Consider the following 13480-nt stretch of genomic DNA (forward strand, 5'->3'; position numbering starts at 1 on the left):
GGGTTTCAGGAACAGGGGCGCGACGTCGCGCCTTACGGGAGGGGGCGACAGCCTCGCAGTCAGCCACATGATACTGACCTGCCCGGCCTGCGCCACCAGCTATTTCATCAGGGACGACGCCGTGGGGCCGGAAGGCCGCAAGGTGCGCTGCCAGTCGTGCGGCGAGGTGTGGCGCGCGACGCCTGACGAACCGCTGGAACTGACGCTGACGCCCGAGGTCTCCGCCCCCCTGGCCCCTACGCCGGCGCCCGAGCCGGAGCCCGAGGCCCCCAGTCTGGCCGAGACGCCCGCGCCGGAGTTACCCCGCGCCTTTCGCGCCCGCGCCGAACGTCAGAAGAAGCTGCGGCGCGCGGCCGCCCACGGGGTGGTCTGGGCCGGGCTCGCGGCGGTCTTCATCGGCCTGATCGCGGCGGCCCTCGTGTTTCGGGTCCAGATCGTTCAGGTCTTCCCCCGCGCCGCCTCGGCCTATGCGATGGTCGGCGCCCCGGTCAATGTGGTGGGCCTGGACTTCGAGGCCCTGACCGCGAAGTCGGCGCCGAACCGGCCGGGCATGGTTCTGGTGTCCGGCGCGGTGCGCAACGTGCGCGACGCCGAGATCGTGGCGCCCCCCATTCGCGTCGCCCTGCTGGACGCCCAAGGCGCCGAGGTCGGCTCCAAGATCGTCAAGATGGAGGGACCGCCGGTCCTGCCAGGCAAGGTCCAGGGGTTCGCCGTCCTGATCCCTGATCCGGGCGGACACGGCGCAGGCATTGGCGTGGACTTCGCCCCGCCGCCCGCGCCCGCCAAGCCGTCTGGCGATCATCCGCAGTCTGCAGCGCCGCAGCCGGCCGCCAGCCCTGCGTCGCCTTCCGCCGCCCCGACGGGGCAGGGCGCCGCCTCGCATGGTCTGCGCTCGGCGACCGCGCCCGGCGCCGATACGTCGCACGCCGCCCCGGTCGAGGCGCGCCCGGCTGGCGCGGCCGTCGACACGCCGGCGGTGGACAAGTCCCATGGCCAGGCGGTATCGGCCTCGCATCATGGCTGATCCCTCCCCGACGCCGACCGTTCTCCTGCCCGAGGCCGATGTCGCCCGCATCGTCGCCGAACTGGCCCAGCGAATCGCGCCCGTGATCGACGACGAGACGGTGGCCGCCGTCCTGCTGACCGGCGGCCTGTGGTTCGCCGCCGATCTGACCCGCGCCCTGGCCCGCGTCGGCCGCAACGTCCGCTTCGACGCCCTGTGGCTGGCCTCCTATGGCGACGAACAGTCCAGCCGGGGCAAGATCGACGTCTACGCGCCGTTCCAGCGCCCCATCGCGGGCCGGCGGGTCCTTATATTGGACGACGTGTTCGACACCGGCCTGTCCCTGGCCGAGGCGGTCCGCATCGCCAGGGAGGGCGGGGCGTCCGAGGTCCTGACCTGCGTCTTCGCCCGCAAGCCCTGGCCAAAGCCGCGCGCGCCCGAACCCGACTTCGTCGGCTGGGAGGCGCCCAACCGTTTCCTGGTCGGCTACGGCCTGGACCACGCCGGCGCGCTGCGCGGCCTGCCCGACGTTTGCGCTCTGGACTGAGGGCGCCGGGACTGAGGTCATCGGGCCGCGACGACGAGGTATAATCCGGGCGGGGCTGAATTTCCGCTGGGTTCGGCGTTGACTCTCGAACACCCTTCCGTATATGTCGCCGCTCTTCGCCGCCGGGGGTATCTCCGGGGGGCGTATCTTTTTTTGCGTTTGCGCTGAGGCTTCAACATGTACGCGGTGATCAAGACCGGCGGCAAGCAGTACCGGGTCCAACCGGGCGACACCATCGTCGTCGAAAAGCTCGACGGCGACGCCGGCGCTGAGCTGAAGTTCGACAGCGTCCTGATGCTGGGCGGCGACAAGGGCGTGACCCTGGGCGCCCCGCTGATCGACGGCGCCTTCGTCGGCGCGACCCTGGTCGAGACCCGCAAGGGCGAGAAGATCAAGATCTTCAAGAAGACCCGTCGTCAGGGCTATCGCCGCACCAACGGCCATCGCCAGATGGAATCGGTCCTGCGCATCACCGGCATCGAAGGCGCCGGCGAGACCGCCAAGTGGGACGGCACGGTCGATCTGACCACCAAGGCCGAGATCAACCTGCGAGCCCGCAACCTGGCCACGCGCGGCGCGACCTCTTCGCTGGGTTCGACCGAGACGGTCGTGACCGACGTGGACGGCGCCGAGGTCAAGGGCGTCGTGGTCGAGAGCTCGGCTCCCGCCAAGAAGGCCCCGGCCAAGAAGAAGGCCGCGCCCAAGGCTGAAGCCGCCGGCGACGAAGCCTAAGACATTCACCGGCGCTTCACGGCGCCAGACCTAAGTTGCGGACGCGCTCAAGTAGGCCGAACGGCCGGTAGCGCACCAAGAAAGTACGGAGCGGCAAGATGGCTCACAAGAAATCCGGTGGTTCGTCGCGCAACGGTCGCGACTCCGAGTCGAAGCGCCTCGGCGTGAAGAAGTTCGGCGGCGAGCGCGTGCTGGCCGGCAACATCATCGTGCGTCAGCGCGGCACCACCTTCCACCCGGGTGAGAACATCGGCATGGGCCGCGACCACACCCTGTTCGCCCTGACCCCGGGCGCGGTGAAGTTCACGACCAAACGTGGCGGCCGTTGTTACGTGTCGATTCTCGCGGCGAACGACGACGCCCAAGTGGCGATGGCCGCCGAGTAACGCGAGCTGGGATTTCACCGGATCGCGTTGCTCACGACAGCAGCCGATCCGGACCAGGGAAATATTCCGCGGGGAGTCTGGATCACCAGGCTCCCCGTTTGCGTTCCCCGCCTCGAAGACCGTCCGAGCCCTTCAAGGAGATGGTCGAGAGAATGAGGCGATCGCCATGTGCGTCATTGAAACCTCCCCCGTCGTCGAGACGCGGCGCCTGGTGCTGCGTGCGCCCGCGCCCCAGGATGCGCCGCGCATCGGCGCCCTGGCCAACGATCTGGACATCGCGCGCATGACCAAGCGGATGCCGCACCCGTTCCGGGTTCGCGACGCCGACGACTTCGTGCTGCAGGTCGCATCCCAAGACCCGGCGCGGGCCAACACCTTCGTCATCGATCACGAGGACGCCGGTCCCATCGGCGTGATCGGCCTGTTCGAGGGCGAGGATCGCGTGCCGGAGACAGGCTATTGGATCGGGCGGGAGTATTGGGGTCGGGGCTTCGCCACCGAGGCGCTGGACGCCGCCCTGCTTTGGGCCAGCCGCAGGTGGAAGCGTCGTGCGTTGGTCGCTGGCCATTTCGCCGACAATCCGGCTCGGGCCGGGTGCTGGAAAAGGCCGGCTTCCTCTACACCGGCGAGACGCGCCGCGCCTGGAGCCGCGCGCGGGCGGCCGAGGCGGACACGCGGATGATGGTCTGGCTGGCCTGACGCTTCGGTCGGGCCTTTAGCCTCAGCTCGCCAGGGCGGGGCCGTAGATGGCGGCCGCGGCGATCAGCCCGGCCGTCAGCATGGCGGCAGCTCCGGCGATGAAGGTGGCCACTGTCTTGGCGCGGCGGCGGCGCATGCCGCCAGACTTGTACTTGCGGATGATGACCGACGGCCCGCGCGTGAAGGCCTCGGAGCCGATGATGTTGTGTTGGGACAAAGAAGACGCTCCCCCGACTGGCACACAGAAGCCCTAACCCCTCCGGGTCGCTCGCGGCCAGAAGATGGCGACCCGCGTTACCGGGGTCGCCATCTTCGTGACACGCGGCGATGGAATCACAGGGTGAGGGACACCACTCGGCCGCCGCGCGTCTGGACACGGCGCATCAGGACGATGGGGTCGCCATCGGCCTTGACCGGCGCGATCACGAACCAGCCGCCGTCCGGCAGGCCGTCGAACTGGAACCGGCCGGCCCGGCACTGTGTGTCGCGGACATAGGTGACGTAGTTGGCGTTGGCGTCGGCCACGGTGCGGGCGCGGACCACGGCGGCCGGCACGGCGGCCCGCTCGGTCGAGCCGTACAGGGTGCGGAAGCGGGCGCGGGTATAGGGAGTGTCGGGCGTCAGGCCCACATTGCCGACGCAGGCGAAGGCCTTGCCGTCCTGGGCGAAGGCGATCTGGCCCTGGATCGCGTTGGGGCCGGGCGTCTGGGACCAGGCGAAGTCCGATTCGGCGAAGGCGGCGGGGCCGACGCCGGGCAAGCCGCCGCCAACGGTAGGGGCGCAGGCGGCGAGCGCGGTCAGGGCCAGGCCCGCAACGGCGGTGGCGGCGACGGTGAGACGGGGGGACATGGGCTTTTCCTCCGAAAGCGACGGGTCGCGGGGAACGACCCGCGCCACTATCGCACGACCCAAGGGGCGACATCCACGGTCAAGACGCCCCGGCTCTGGACCGGGGCCCGACAACGCGCGAAACAGGCCGCATGACCGTCACCTTCGCCGACATCCAAGCCGCCCGCGCCCGCATCGCGGGCCAGGTCGACCACACCCCGACCCGCTATTCCCGCCGGCTGTCGCAGCTGACCGGGGCCGAGGTCTGGGTCAAGTTCGACAATCTGCACTTCACCGGCAGCTTCAAGGAGCGCGGGGCGCTGAACCGCCTGCTGCTGCTGAACGCCGACGAGCGCAGGCGCGGGGTGGTGGCGGCCAGCGCCGGCAACCACGCCCAGGCCCTGGCCTATCACGGCGGCCGGCTGGGCGTGCCCGTCACCATCGTCATGCCCGAGGGCACTCCCTTCGCCAAGATCAACGGCACCCGTTCGCACGGGGCGACTGTGGTGATCCACGGGCTGGACTTCACCGGCTCGACCGAAGAGGCCAAGCGGCTGGAGGCCGAGAAAGGCTATGTCTTCGTCTCGGCCTTCGACGACGAAGGGATTGTGGCGGGCCAGGGCGTCTGCGGCATCGAGTTCCTGGAGGATGCGCCAGAGGTCGACGCCCTGATCGTGCCGATCGGGGGCGGCGGCCTGATCGCGGGCACGGCCATCGCGGCCAAGGCGATGAAGCCGGGGATCAAGGTGTTCGGGGTCGAGGCGGCCCGCTATCCGTCATTCACCGCCAAACGGGCGGGCCTGCCGCCGGTCTGCACCGGCCAGACCATCGCCGAGGGCATCGCCATCAAGGCGGTGGGAGACATCCCCTTCGGCCTGGCCAATGACCTGATCGACCAGGTCTATGTCTGCGAGGAGGCCGATTTCGAACGCGGCGTCTCCTATATGGCGACCCTGGAGAAGACGGTCTGCGAGGGCGCGGGCGCGGGCGGTCTGGCCGCCATGCTGGCCAACCCCGAGGCCTTCAAGGGCATGAAGATCGGCATCGAACTGACCGGCGGCAACATCGACGCGCGGATGCTGGCCGTGGTGCTGAACCGCGAGATGGTCCGTGAGCGGAGATTGCTGGTCTATCGCATTCTCGGCGACGACCGTCCGGGGATGTTGTCGGCCATGGCGGCGGTGATCGGGGGCCTGGGCGGCAACATCATCGACGTGGTCCATAACCGTCTGGCCCTGGACGTGCCGGCCAAGGGCGCCGAGTTCGACATCATGGTCGAAACGCGCGATAGCGCCCACGCCGACGAGATCGGCGAGGCCTTGAAGGAACGCGGCTATGAACTTCGGATGGGGTAGGGCGGCGCTGCTTGCTGCGGTGATGCTGGCGGGCTGCGGCCGGGCCGAGCCGGTCGATCCCAATGCGGGCAAGGCCGAGGCGGCCGCCTTCATGGAGAAGAACGCCAAGGCCGAAGGCGTCCAGACCCTGCCCAGCGGCCTGCAGTACAAGGTGGTCCAGTCCGGCCCGGCGGGCGGCGCCAGCCCGGACCGCAACGACCTGGTCAAGGTCGATTACGAGGGCAAGCTGGTCGACAACACCGTGTTCGACAGTTCGTTCGCGCGTGGGGCTCCGGCGGTGTTCACGCCCGAGGAGGTGGTCAAGGGCTGGACCGAGGCGCTGCAGAAGATGCGCGTGGGCGACGAATGGCTGCTCTATGTCCCGCCGGAGCTAGGCTATGGCGAGCAGGGCAATCCCAAGATTCCGGCCAACTCCGTGCTGATCTTCCGATTGAAGCTGCTGGACGTGGCCAAGGTGCCGGGCGGCGGATCGGGCGCGGGCACGGCGATGGGGTGAGGCCGATTGGCTCCTCCCAGCGAAGCGGGGGAGGTGGCGCGACGCCGCTTGGCGCCGTGACGGAGGGGCTGTGCGCCGCATCGCAGGCGCCTGTGGGACGTCAAGAGCCCCTCCACCGCTACGCGCTCCCCCTCCCCCTTTCATGGGGAGACGCAAAGTGCATTGCAGTTTTTTTGAGTGCACTTTTCTGCAGGTTTTTGCGAGTGGTTTGCAGTTCTGCGGCGAATGTCAAAGACCAGGCGGGCAGTATAGCTCAGCGTGCGAGGGCGATAGGGTAGCGGTCGCTGGTCGTCTTCAGGATGTTGAAATCGCTGCGGTTCGTCGCGGCGATTATGCGGGTTGAGGCGTTTTCGCCTGTCGCCATTCGGCCAAGACCTGGGGGTCGGTCTCTGTGGTAGTCTCGGCAAGGGTCGCGAACTGGGCGGGTAGCATCAGCCGCCACAGCGCCCAGACCGCGGCGCCGCGCACCAGGGGCGAGGGGTCGGCCAGCAGGGCCTGGGTCGGTTCGATCAGGGTCGGGTCGCCTGAGTTGCCGACGGCGTAGAGAACGTTCCTGAGGAAGCGGTCGCGGCCGATCCGCTTGACCGGACTCTTGGTGAACAGGGCGCGGAAGGCGGCGTCGTTCAGCGTCAGAAGGTCATGCAGGCGCGGGCTCTCGAAGGCCTCGCGCGGCAAAAGCCGGATCTCGCGCGCTTCTTGCGCGAACTTGTTCCAAGGACAGACGGCCAGACAGTCGTCGCAGCCATAGATGCGCGATCCGGTCAGGGTGCGGAACTCGACTGGCCAGGGCCCGGCGAACTCGATGGTCAGGTAGGACAGGCAGCGCCGGGCGTCGAGCTGGAACGGGGCGGGAAAGGCCTTGGTCGGACAGGCGTCTAGACAGGCGGTGCAGCGGCCGCAGTGTTCGGTCTCGGCGGCGTCCGGCTCGATCTCGGCGGCGGTCAGGATGGTGCCCAGGAACAGCCAGTTGCCGTGGGTGCGGCTCAGCAGATTGGTGTGTTTGCCCTGCCAGCCCAGGCCGGCGCGCTGGGCCAGCGGCTTTTCCATCAGGGGGGCGGTGTCGACGAAGACCTTGATGTCGGCCCCGTTGCGGGCCGCGATCTGACCCGCCAGCTGTTTCAGCCGGCCCTTGATGACCTCGTGATAGTCGTCGCCGCGCGCATAGACCGAGATGTATCCGGCCGAACGGTCGGCCAGCTGGTCCAGCGGGTTCTCCTCGGGGCCGTAGTTCATGCCCAGGACGATGGCGGTCCGCGCCTCGTCCCACATGGCGGTGGGATGCTGGCGGCGATCCAGCGTCGTCTCCATCCATTCCATGTCGCCGTGCCGGCCCTCGTCCACGAAGCGCCGCAGCCGCTCGCCCGCCGGCCAGGCGTCGGCGGCCGAGGCGAACCGGCAGACATCGAAGCCGAGCTCGGCCGCGCGCTGGCGGATGAAGGTTTTCAGGCGGTCGGACACGGGGCGGGGGATAGCACGAGTGCGCTGAGACGTCTTGAAGGCGCGAATGCTGGTGGAAGAGGCCGAGAACCTTATTCGATCGTAGCGGCCATCAACAGCGTCCAGATCCGGGAGCTGATTGTCGAGATTTGACGCGGCAAAGCAGCTGTTATTGCTGCCTTCCCGGCTGGTCCGTCGAGAGCCGGTCGCGCCAGAATTTTTCCCCGCGTTCATATACCGCGTCGGGTATCAGCCTGTTGAAGATGGCGAGCACACCCTTGCCGACACAGACGTTGCCGCTGGCGTCGTAATAGGCAAGGGCTTCATCGTGGAGATGGAGCAAGTGCGAAGCCGCTGCCTCCTGATACAGGAAGCGCTCTGCCTCGTAGCGTTCCAGCATCCATTGCGCAGCCTCGTCGAGCGTCATTTCTTCACAGGGGCGACGTAGGGCTGAAGTAGATGCTCCGAGTAATCGCCCCGGGCCGCTGTAGCACCCTTGAACCATTCACAGTGATAGTCGTCCCTTTTGGCGCCCTCGGGTTTGTGCTTGAACTTCGGATCTATGCCTGGAACTGCATCGACGGTCATCGCTGGCCCGCCTGACTTCAGTTGGACGATGTCGCCCTTTTTGAACATGTTGGCCATGAAGCACCTCTTAGTTTGGCAATGGTATCATCAATTATACAGCGACAAGATCAGCTAGCTTTGTCGCGATTTCGCTCATCGATCCGTCTTCGGTGTTGAGGCCGGCTCGAGAAGCCAGCATGGGACTTTCGTTGTTCAACTCGTCGAAAGAGGCCCCGTGGATGATGGGTACGATAGCGCCGCGATGGAGAAGTACGGAGAGCTCTTTGTCAGCGACTCCCTCACTCTTGATGCGTTTGAGAAAACTTGGCGTCACCAAAACGATGCCAACGCGGGACTTCGCTAGTCCCCTGTCGATCTCGCGCATGAACGGCGTTCCGAGCGGGATGTCCTTCTGGCTAAACCAGACCCTCACGCCGCGAGCCTCAAGCAGATCGTGCAACTCTTGAGCGGCTCCGTTTCTGTCGTCCCACGCGTGGCAGAGGAATACGTCGCGAAGGTCAGGAACGGTCGCTCGCTGTTCGACGTGCGCTCGTGCGGGTTCGAGCTCAAGCACCTCGGCAGGTGTGTACCAAACGGCTGAGCCAGCTCGCGCCCAGCGGGGTTTAGAGGTCTTGCTAGCCCCGCCGGTGCTTCGCCCGCTGCCTCCGCCTGACGACGAGGTGGCTGGAGGCGAGTAAGACGGCGATGAATATGACGGCGAATACCCCCAGCTAGAGCCGCGACCATACCGGCTGCTACAGGCGGGACAGCTTGCTGCGCCACCCCCAGTATGCCCTCTTATTGGTGCGGTGCATCTAGCCAACGTGTCCTCCCCAGGGTTGAATCACGATATAGTGTCGCTTGTATAGTTTCCAAGCGTTAACGCTTTTTTATTCTTTCAATCAATGCGGTAGCCAACTGCAGCTTTAGAAATCCAAATCCGCATACCACGCCGACGGCGGGACGCCGACGAAGCGGTCCACCAGCAGGGGGCGGAAGCAGGGGCGGGATTTGAGCTTGGAGTACCAGGTTTTCAGCCCGGGCCAGGTCTTCCACTGGATTTCGCCGAAATAGTCCAGCACCGACAGGTGGGCCGCGGCGATCAGGTCGGCCTGGGACAAGCGACGGCCGGCCAGCCAGTCGCGGGCGGCGATCAGGTCCTCCAGCATGGCCAGGTGGAATTTCAGGGCGTCGCGGCCGTCGCGCAGGGCGCGGGCCTCGGGCGGACCCAGCTTGAGCAGGGGCTTCTCCATCCGCTCGTGCAGCAGGACGGCGTCGACCTCGTCCATGAAGCGGCGCTCGAACCAGCCGGTCAGGCGGCGGGCCTCGGCCCGTTCGCCGGCGTCGGCGGGCAGCAGCAGCGGCCCCTTCTGCTGATCCTCGATCCAGCCCAGGACGGCGGGCAGTTCGCACAGGGTCAGCGGGCGCCCACGGTCGGTCGTCTGCACCACCGGCGGCAGACCCGACGGGTTGAAGTCGTTGACCGGGCAGTCCTCCTCCCACGGACGGACCGGCGTATCCGTCCATTCGATCCGCGCCTCGCCCAGCGCCAGACGCGCGGCGCGAGAGGCGGGCTGGAAGGCGAAGTGGAAGAGAACGCAAGGGTCGGCCATCAGGGGGTGATGCGCCCCGACCTGTTAAATCGGCGTTTACCGCCTTACGACCACGGGCCCTTGGCGACCGGGGCGGCGGGGGCCGCATTCGGGGCATCCGCCGGCGTCTCGGCAGCTGGATCGGGCGACGCGGGGAGCGTCGCCTGCGGCCGTCCGCGCGGATCGGCGTGGATCAGGATGTCGGCGCCGGGAAACCGCGCCAGCACCCGGCGTTCGGCCTCGACCACGATGGCGTGGGCGGCGTCCAGCGTCAGTGCGCCGTCCAGATCGACGTGCATCTGGATCATCATGACCGGCCCGACCATGCGGGTCCGCAACTGATGCACGCCCGTGACGCGCGGATCGGCCAGCACGGCCTGGGTGACGGCGGCGCGGTCGGCCTGGGGCGCGGCGCGGTCCAGCAGATGGTCGGCGGCGGCCCGCAACATCCCGGTCGCGCCCCAGAACAGCCAGACGGCGACGACCACGCCGGCCGCCGCATCCAGCCCCGGCGCGCCCAGGAAGGCGCCGGACGCCACCCCGATCAGCACGACGGCGTTGGCCGCCAGGTCGGCGGCGTAGTGGGCGCGGTCGCCGGCGACGGCCAGGGAGCCGGTCTTCTTCAGCGCCTGGGTCTGCATCCACACCAGCCAGCCGGTGATGGCCATGGCCGCGACCATGACCCCCACGGCCCAGGCGCCGGCGGTGACCGGGCGGGGATCGAAGATGCGCTGCAGCCCCTCCCACCCGATAAAGACGGCCGAGGCGAACACCAGCCCGGCCTGGACCAGGGCGGCCAGCGCCTCGCCCTTGCCATGGCCGTAGCGGTGATCCTCGTCCGGCGGGGCGGCGGCCCAGCGCACGGCGAAGAAGGTGGTCAGGGACGCTGCGAGGTCCAGCGCCGAATCCGCCAGGCTGGCCAGGATGGAGACCGAGCCGGAGGCGCCCAGGGCGAACGCCTTCAACGCGATCAACACCACCGCGACCCCGACCGACAGCCGGGTGATGCGCCGGGTGGCGAGATGGGCGTCTTCGAGGGGGGCGGGTGCGGGCGTCGTCATTGTCGGCTTCTTCTCGCGCAATCGTGGCCGAAAGCCAACCGCTGGCCCAAAGGGGTCGTTCCGTCCGAAACGATCATGCTCTAGGGGAAGACATCCGGGCGCGCGGCGATCCCGGCGCTTTGGTTTTCGGGGTTTTCCATGTCGGACTGGTTGGCGGCCATCATCCTGGGTCTGGTCGAGGGGCTGACCGAGTTCATTCCCGTGTCCTCCACCGGCCATATGCTGCTGCTGGGCCATTTCATGGGGTTCGAAAGCGCGGGCAAGACGTTCGAGATCGTGATCCAGCTGGGCGCCCTGCTGGCCATCGTCAGCGTCTATTTCAAACGGCTGTGGACACTGGCGACGCGCTGGCCGTTCGACCCCGAGGCGCGGCGGTTCCTGATCGGCCTGCTCGTCGCCTTCGCCCCGGCCGTGGTCATCGGTTTCCTGGCCTATGACTTCATCAAGGGGGTGCTGTTCGAAACGCCTCAGGTGATCTGCATCGCCCTGATCGTGGGCGGGCTGATCCTGCTGGCGCTGGACCGGATGGACAAGAAGCCGAAATGGCTGGACGCCGAGGCCTATCCGATGCGGATCTATTTCCTGATCGGCCTGTTCCAGTGTCTGGCCATGATCCCCGGCGTGTCGCGATCGGGGGCCACCATCGCCGGCGGCCTGCTGCTGAAGACCGACAAGCGTTCTGCGGCCGAGTTCAGCTTCTTTCTGGCGCTTCCGACCATGGGCGCGGCGGTCGCCTACGACCTGCTGAAGAACCACAAGACGCTGGATTTCAGCGATGTAGGCCTGATCGCCGTGGGCTTCGTGGTGGCCTTCATTTCGGCCCTGGCGGTGGTGCGGTTCCTGCTGGACTTCGTGTCGCGTCGCGGCTTCGGCGTGTTCGCCTGGTGGCGGATCGTGGTCGGGGTCGTGGGGCTGGCGCTGTTGCAAATGGGGTTCTGAGGCATGGCCACGCTTCTCTATGGCCGGCCGCCGGTCGTCTTCGACCCACCAGGCGGCGCCACCCAGACCTCACCCCTGATCCCGGATTCGGCCGCGCTGGAGGCTCAGACGCCCGGTTCGGCCGATACGGTGATGATCTACGCCCCGCCCGGCGTGCTGGAGCGGCGCTATGTCCTGGCCCTGGCGCTGAGAGCGCTGAATGTCGGCGGGCGGCTGGACGTCATGGCGCCCAAGGACAAGGGCGGGTCGCGCCTGGGCAAGGAGTTGAAGGCGTTCGGCCTGGAGGTCGCCGAGACGGCCAAGGCGCACCACCGCCGATGCACCGTCATCCGCCCCGAAAGGGTGGAAGGACTCGACGAGGCGATCCAGGCCGGCGGGCCGCAGATCGTGCCGGGCCTGGAAGCCTGGTCCCAGCCTGGAATCTTCGCCTGGGACCGGATCGATCCGGGTTCGGCCCTGCTGGCCCAGCATCTGCCGCCGATGAAGGGCGAGGGGGTCGATCTGGGTTGCGGCTATGGGGCGTTGGCGACGGTCGTATTGCGGTCGCCCGCCGTGACCAAGCTGAAGTTGGTCGATCTGGACCGCCGCGCCATCCGCGCCGCGCGCGAGAACATCCGGGACGAACGGGCCAAGGTCTGGTGGTCCGACGCCCGGACGCTGGAGGGCAAGGGCGACAAGGATTTCGTGGTCTCGAACCCGCCCTTCCACGACGGCGGCGCCGAGGACCGGCGGCTGGGTCAGGCCTTCATCCGCAAGGCCGCCGAGCTGTTGAAGAAGGGCGGCGTCGCCTGGATCGTGGCCAACCGGCACCTGCCTTATGAGGCGGAACTGAATGCGGCGTTCAAGCGCGTGCGGCTGGTCGCGGAGGCGGGCGGTTACAAGCTGTTCGAGGCGGTGAAGTGATCTTCGTTTCGTTATTCTCCGGCAAGCCGCTTGCGGCGCAGACCGGAGAACCCAGCGGCGCCGAAGGCGATGGCTCAGCTATACTGATGGTCGAGAAGCAACGTCGCGACAGGTTCGCGCTCGCGCGCGCCGCTGGGTCCCCCGGTCTCGCTGCGCTCGCCGGAGGATGACGAAAGATATGGCCAAGATCCCCACATCCCGCGTCGACCGCCTGCTGGGGTCGATGGGCTATGGCTCGCGGGCCGAGATGGCGCGGATGGCCAAGGCGGGCGGGATCGTGCTGGACGGGGCGGATCTGACGGATGTGTCCAAACGCATCCCGGTGACGCCCGAACTGACCCAGCGGATGGAGATCGACGGCGAGCCGCTGGACCCCGTGCCGGGCCTCGTCCTGATGCTGAACAAGCCGCTGGGCATGACCTGTTCGCACAAGGAGGAGGGCGCGCTGGTCTATGACATCCTGCCCGACCGGTGGCGTCGGCGCGATCCGGCCATCTCCACCATAGGGCGGCTGGACAAACAGACCTCGGGCCTCCTGCTGCTGACCGATGACGGGGACCTGCTGCACCGGGTGATCTCGCCCAAACGCCATGTGGCCAAGGTCTATCGCGCCGGGCTGGCGCGCCCGCTGGCCGGGACCGAGGGCGATCTGTTCGCCGCCGGCGAACTGATGCTGGAAGGCGAGGACAAGCCGTTGGCCCCGGCGTGGCTGGAGGTCGTGGCGCCGACCGAGGCCCTGCTGACGGTGACGGAGGGGCGGTATCACCAGGTGCGGCGCATGTTCGCCGCCGTCGGCAACCACGTCGAGACCCTGCATCGCGAACGGATGGGCGGACTGGTCTTGCCGCCCGACCTGGCGCCCGGCGAATGGCGACTGCTGACCGCCGAGCAGATCGCGTCGATCTTCGCGGAGCCGACGGGCGGCTGATTGAACA

Annotated in this window: 18 protein-coding genes; 10 read left to right on the plus strand and 8 right to left on the minus strand. The window is 67.9% G+C overall.

Annotation, left to right across the window (positions count from 1 at the left end; genetic code table 11):
- Window positions 1-67: 67 nt before the first annotated feature.
- The 5 genes from ACYX4P_RS04675 to ACYX4P_RS04695 all read left to right on the plus strand — a co-directional run bounded on the left by ACYX4P_RS04675 (window position 68) and on the right by ACYX4P_RS04695 (window position 3350).
- Window positions 68-1024 (plus strand): MJ0042-type zinc finger domain-containing protein, encoded by a 957-nt coding sequence (locus ACYX4P_RS04675; RefSeq protein ID WP_248119238.1) that lies wholly within the window; start codon window positions 68-70, stop codon window positions 1022-1024.
- Window positions 1017-1550, plus strand: coding sequence for a phosphoribosyltransferase (locus ACYX4P_RS04680; protein ID WP_248119237.1), 534 nt, complete (start codon window positions 1017-1019; stop codon window positions 1548-1550). The genes ACYX4P_RS04675 and ACYX4P_RS04680 overlap by 8 nt, the downstream gene beginning before the upstream one ends.
- Before the next feature lie 177 nt (window positions 1551-1727).
- Window positions 1728-2282, plus strand: coding sequence for a 50S ribosomal protein L21 (gene rplU / locus ACYX4P_RS04685; RefSeq protein WP_248119236.1), 555 nt, complete (start codon window positions 1728-1730; stop codon window positions 2280-2282).
- Window positions 2283-2380: 98 nt separating this feature from the next.
- A complete protein-coding gene (gene rpmA, locus ACYX4P_RS04690; protein ID WP_248119235.1) occupies window positions 2381-2668 on the plus strand; it encodes a 50S ribosomal protein L27 in 288 nt (95 codons plus the stop codon).
- A 166-nt stretch (window positions 2669-2834) separates the two neighbouring features.
- Window positions 2835-3350: a GNAT family N-acetyltransferase gene (locus tag ACYX4P_RS04695; protein WP_476070203.1), complete on the plus strand. Its 516-nt coding sequence runs from the start codon at window positions 2835-2837 to the stop codon at window positions 3348-3350.
- A 39-nt stretch (window positions 3351-3389) separates the two neighbouring features.
- Here the strand turns inward: ACYX4P_RS04695 and ACYX4P_RS04700 are convergent, their stop codons facing one another.
- Entirely contained in the window at window positions 3390-3584 is a 195-nt protein-coding gene (locus ACYX4P_RS04700; protein WP_248119233.1) for a hypothetical protein, read from the minus strand.
- Window positions 3585-3700: 116 nt separating this feature from the next.
- The gene (locus ACYX4P_RS04705) at window positions 3701-4216 is read right to left on the minus strand and encodes a hypothetical protein (protein ID WP_476070204.1); all 516 of its coding nucleotides are present in this window, start codon (window positions 4214-4216) and stop codon (window positions 3701-3703) included.
- A gap of 131 nt (window positions 4217-4347) precedes the next feature.
- Between ACYX4P_RS04705 and ACYX4P_RS04710 the strand changes: the two genes are divergently transcribed.
- Window positions 4348-5550 (plus strand): threonine ammonia-lyase, encoded by a 1203-nt coding sequence (locus tag ACYX4P_RS04710; RefSeq protein WP_248119231.1) that lies wholly within the window; start codon window positions 4348-4350, stop codon window positions 5548-5550.
- Complete coding sequence (locus ACYX4P_RS04715) at window positions 5531-6046, plus strand: FKBP-type peptidyl-prolyl cis-trans isomerase (protein ID WP_248119230.1); 516 nt, start codon at window positions 5531-5533, stop codon at window positions 6044-6046. The genes ACYX4P_RS04710 and ACYX4P_RS04715 overlap by 20 nt, the downstream gene beginning before the upstream one ends.
- Window positions 6047-6376: 330 nt before the next feature.
- On the opposite strand, the gene queG is transcribed toward ACYX4P_RS04715, so the two are convergent.
- The 6 genes from queG to ACYX4P_RS04745 all read right to left on the minus strand — a co-directional run bounded on the left by queG (window position 6377) and on the right by ACYX4P_RS04745 (window position 10703).
- A complete protein-coding gene (gene queG / locus ACYX4P_RS04720; protein WP_248119228.1) occupies window positions 6377-7504 on the minus strand; it encodes a tRNA epoxyqueuosine(34) reductase QueG in 1128 nt (375 codons plus the stop codon).
- Between the two features lie 148 nt (window positions 7505-7652).
- Window positions 7653-7910: a DUF6953 family protein gene (locus ACYX4P_RS04725; protein WP_248119227.1), complete on the minus strand. Its 258-nt coding sequence runs from the start codon at window positions 7908-7910 to the stop codon at window positions 7653-7655.
- Window positions 7907-8128, minus strand: a complete 222-nt coding sequence (locus ACYX4P_RS04730; RefSeq protein WP_248119225.1) for a YodC family protein — start codon at window positions 8126-8128, stop codon at window positions 7907-7909. The genes ACYX4P_RS04725 and ACYX4P_RS04730 overlap by 4 nt, the downstream gene beginning before the upstream one ends.
- 34 nt (window positions 8129-8162) lie before the next feature.
- Window positions 8163-8510 (minus strand): toll/interleukin-1 receptor domain-containing protein, encoded by a 348-nt coding sequence (locus ACYX4P_RS04735; protein WP_248119223.1) that lies wholly within the window; start codon window positions 8508-8510, stop codon window positions 8163-8165.
- 466 nt (window positions 8511-8976) lie between these two features.
- Window positions 8977-9663 carry an FtsZ-binding protein FzlA gene (gene fzlA, locus ACYX4P_RS04740; RefSeq protein WP_248119221.1) on the minus strand — a complete coding sequence of 229 codons (687 nt, stop codon included), beginning with the start codon at window positions 9661-9663 and terminating at the stop codon, window positions 8977-8979.
- Window positions 9664-9707: 44 nt separating this feature from the next.
- Window positions 9708-10703 carry a cation diffusion facilitator family transporter gene (locus ACYX4P_RS04745; protein ID WP_248119219.1) on the minus strand — a complete coding sequence of 332 codons (996 nt, stop codon included), beginning with the start codon at window positions 10701-10703 and terminating at the stop codon, window positions 9708-9710.
- 138 nt (window positions 10704-10841) lie between these two features.
- On the opposite strand from ACYX4P_RS04745, the gene ACYX4P_RS04750 reads away from it, so the two are divergent.
- From ACYX4P_RS04750 to ACYX4P_RS04760, 3 genes are all read left to right on the plus strand, one after another.
- A complete protein-coding gene (locus ACYX4P_RS04750; protein ID WP_248119218.1) occupies window positions 10842-11642 on the plus strand; it encodes an undecaprenyl-diphosphate phosphatase in 801 nt (266 codons plus the stop codon).
- Window positions 11643-11645: 3 nt separating this feature from the next.
- Window positions 11646-12545 carry a class I SAM-dependent methyltransferase gene (locus tag ACYX4P_RS04755; protein ID WP_248119212.1) on the plus strand — a complete coding sequence of 300 codons (900 nt, stop codon included), beginning with the start codon at window positions 11646-11648 and terminating at the stop codon, window positions 12543-12545.
- 178 nt (window positions 12546-12723) lie between these two features.
- Window positions 12724-13473 (plus strand): pseudouridine synthase, encoded by a 750-nt coding sequence (locus ACYX4P_RS04760; protein WP_248119211.1) that lies wholly within the window; start codon window positions 12724-12726, stop codon window positions 13471-13473.
- The last annotated feature ends 7 nt before the right edge of the window (window positions 13474-13480 follow it).

Source organism: Brevundimonas sp. ABV4_179, from assembly GCF_056311945.1.

Coding starts and splice junctions, on each gene's coding strand:
- ACYX4P_RS04675 (WP_248119238.1), top strand. CDS start 68: ATGATACTGACCTGCCCGGCCTGCGCCACCAGCTATTTCATCAGGGAC.
- rpmA (WP_248119235.1), top strand. CDS start 2,381: ATGGCTCACAAGAAATCCGGTGGTTCGTCGCGCAACGGTCGCGACTCC.
- ACYX4P_RS04760 (WP_248119211.1), top strand. CDS start 12,724: ATGGCCAAGATCCCCACATCCCGCGTCGACCGCCTGCTGGGGTCGATG.
- ACYX4P_RS04695 (WP_476070203.1), top strand. CDS start 2,835: ATGTGCGTCATTGAAACCTCCCCCGTCGTCGAGACGCGGCGCCTGGTG.
- fzlA (WP_248119221.1), bottom strand. CDS start 9,663: ATGGCCGACCCTTGCGTTCTCTTCCACTTCGCCTTCCAGCCCGCCTCT.
- ACYX4P_RS04725 (WP_248119227.1), bottom strand. CDS start 7,910: ATGACGCTCGACGAGGCTGCGCAATGGATGCTGGAACGCTACGAGGCA.
- ACYX4P_RS04730 (WP_248119225.1), bottom strand. CDS start 8,128: ATGGCCAACATGTTCAAAAAGGGCGACATCGTCCAACTGAAGTCAGGC.
- ACYX4P_RS04715 (WP_248119230.1), top strand. CDS start 5,531: ATGAACTTCGGATGGGGTAGGGCGGCGCTGCTTGCTGCGGTGATGCTG.
- rplU (WP_248119236.1), top strand. CDS start 1,728: ATGTACGCGGTGATCAAGACCGGCGGCAAGCAGTACCGGGTCCAACCG.
- ACYX4P_RS04705 (WP_476070204.1), bottom strand. CDS start 4,216: ATGTCCCCCCGTCTCACCGTCGCCGCCACCGCCGTTGCGGGCCTGGCC.
- ACYX4P_RS04750 (WP_248119218.1), top strand. CDS start 10,842: ATGTCGGACTGGTTGGCGGCCATCATCCTGGGTCTGGTCGAGGGGCTG.
- ACYX4P_RS04755 (WP_248119212.1), top strand. CDS start 11,646: ATGGCCACGCTTCTCTATGGCCGGCCGCCGGTCGTCTTCGACCCACCA.
- ACYX4P_RS04710 (WP_248119231.1), top strand. CDS start 4,348: ATGACCGTCACCTTCGCCGACATCCAAGCCGCCCGCGCCCGCATCGCG.
- ACYX4P_RS04745 (WP_248119219.1), bottom strand. CDS start 10,703: ATGACGACGCCCGCACCCGCCCCCCTCGAAGACGCCCATCTCGCCACC.
- ACYX4P_RS04680 (WP_248119237.1), top strand. CDS start 1,017: ATGGCTGATCCCTCCCCGACGCCGACCGTTCTCCTGCCCGAGGCCGAT.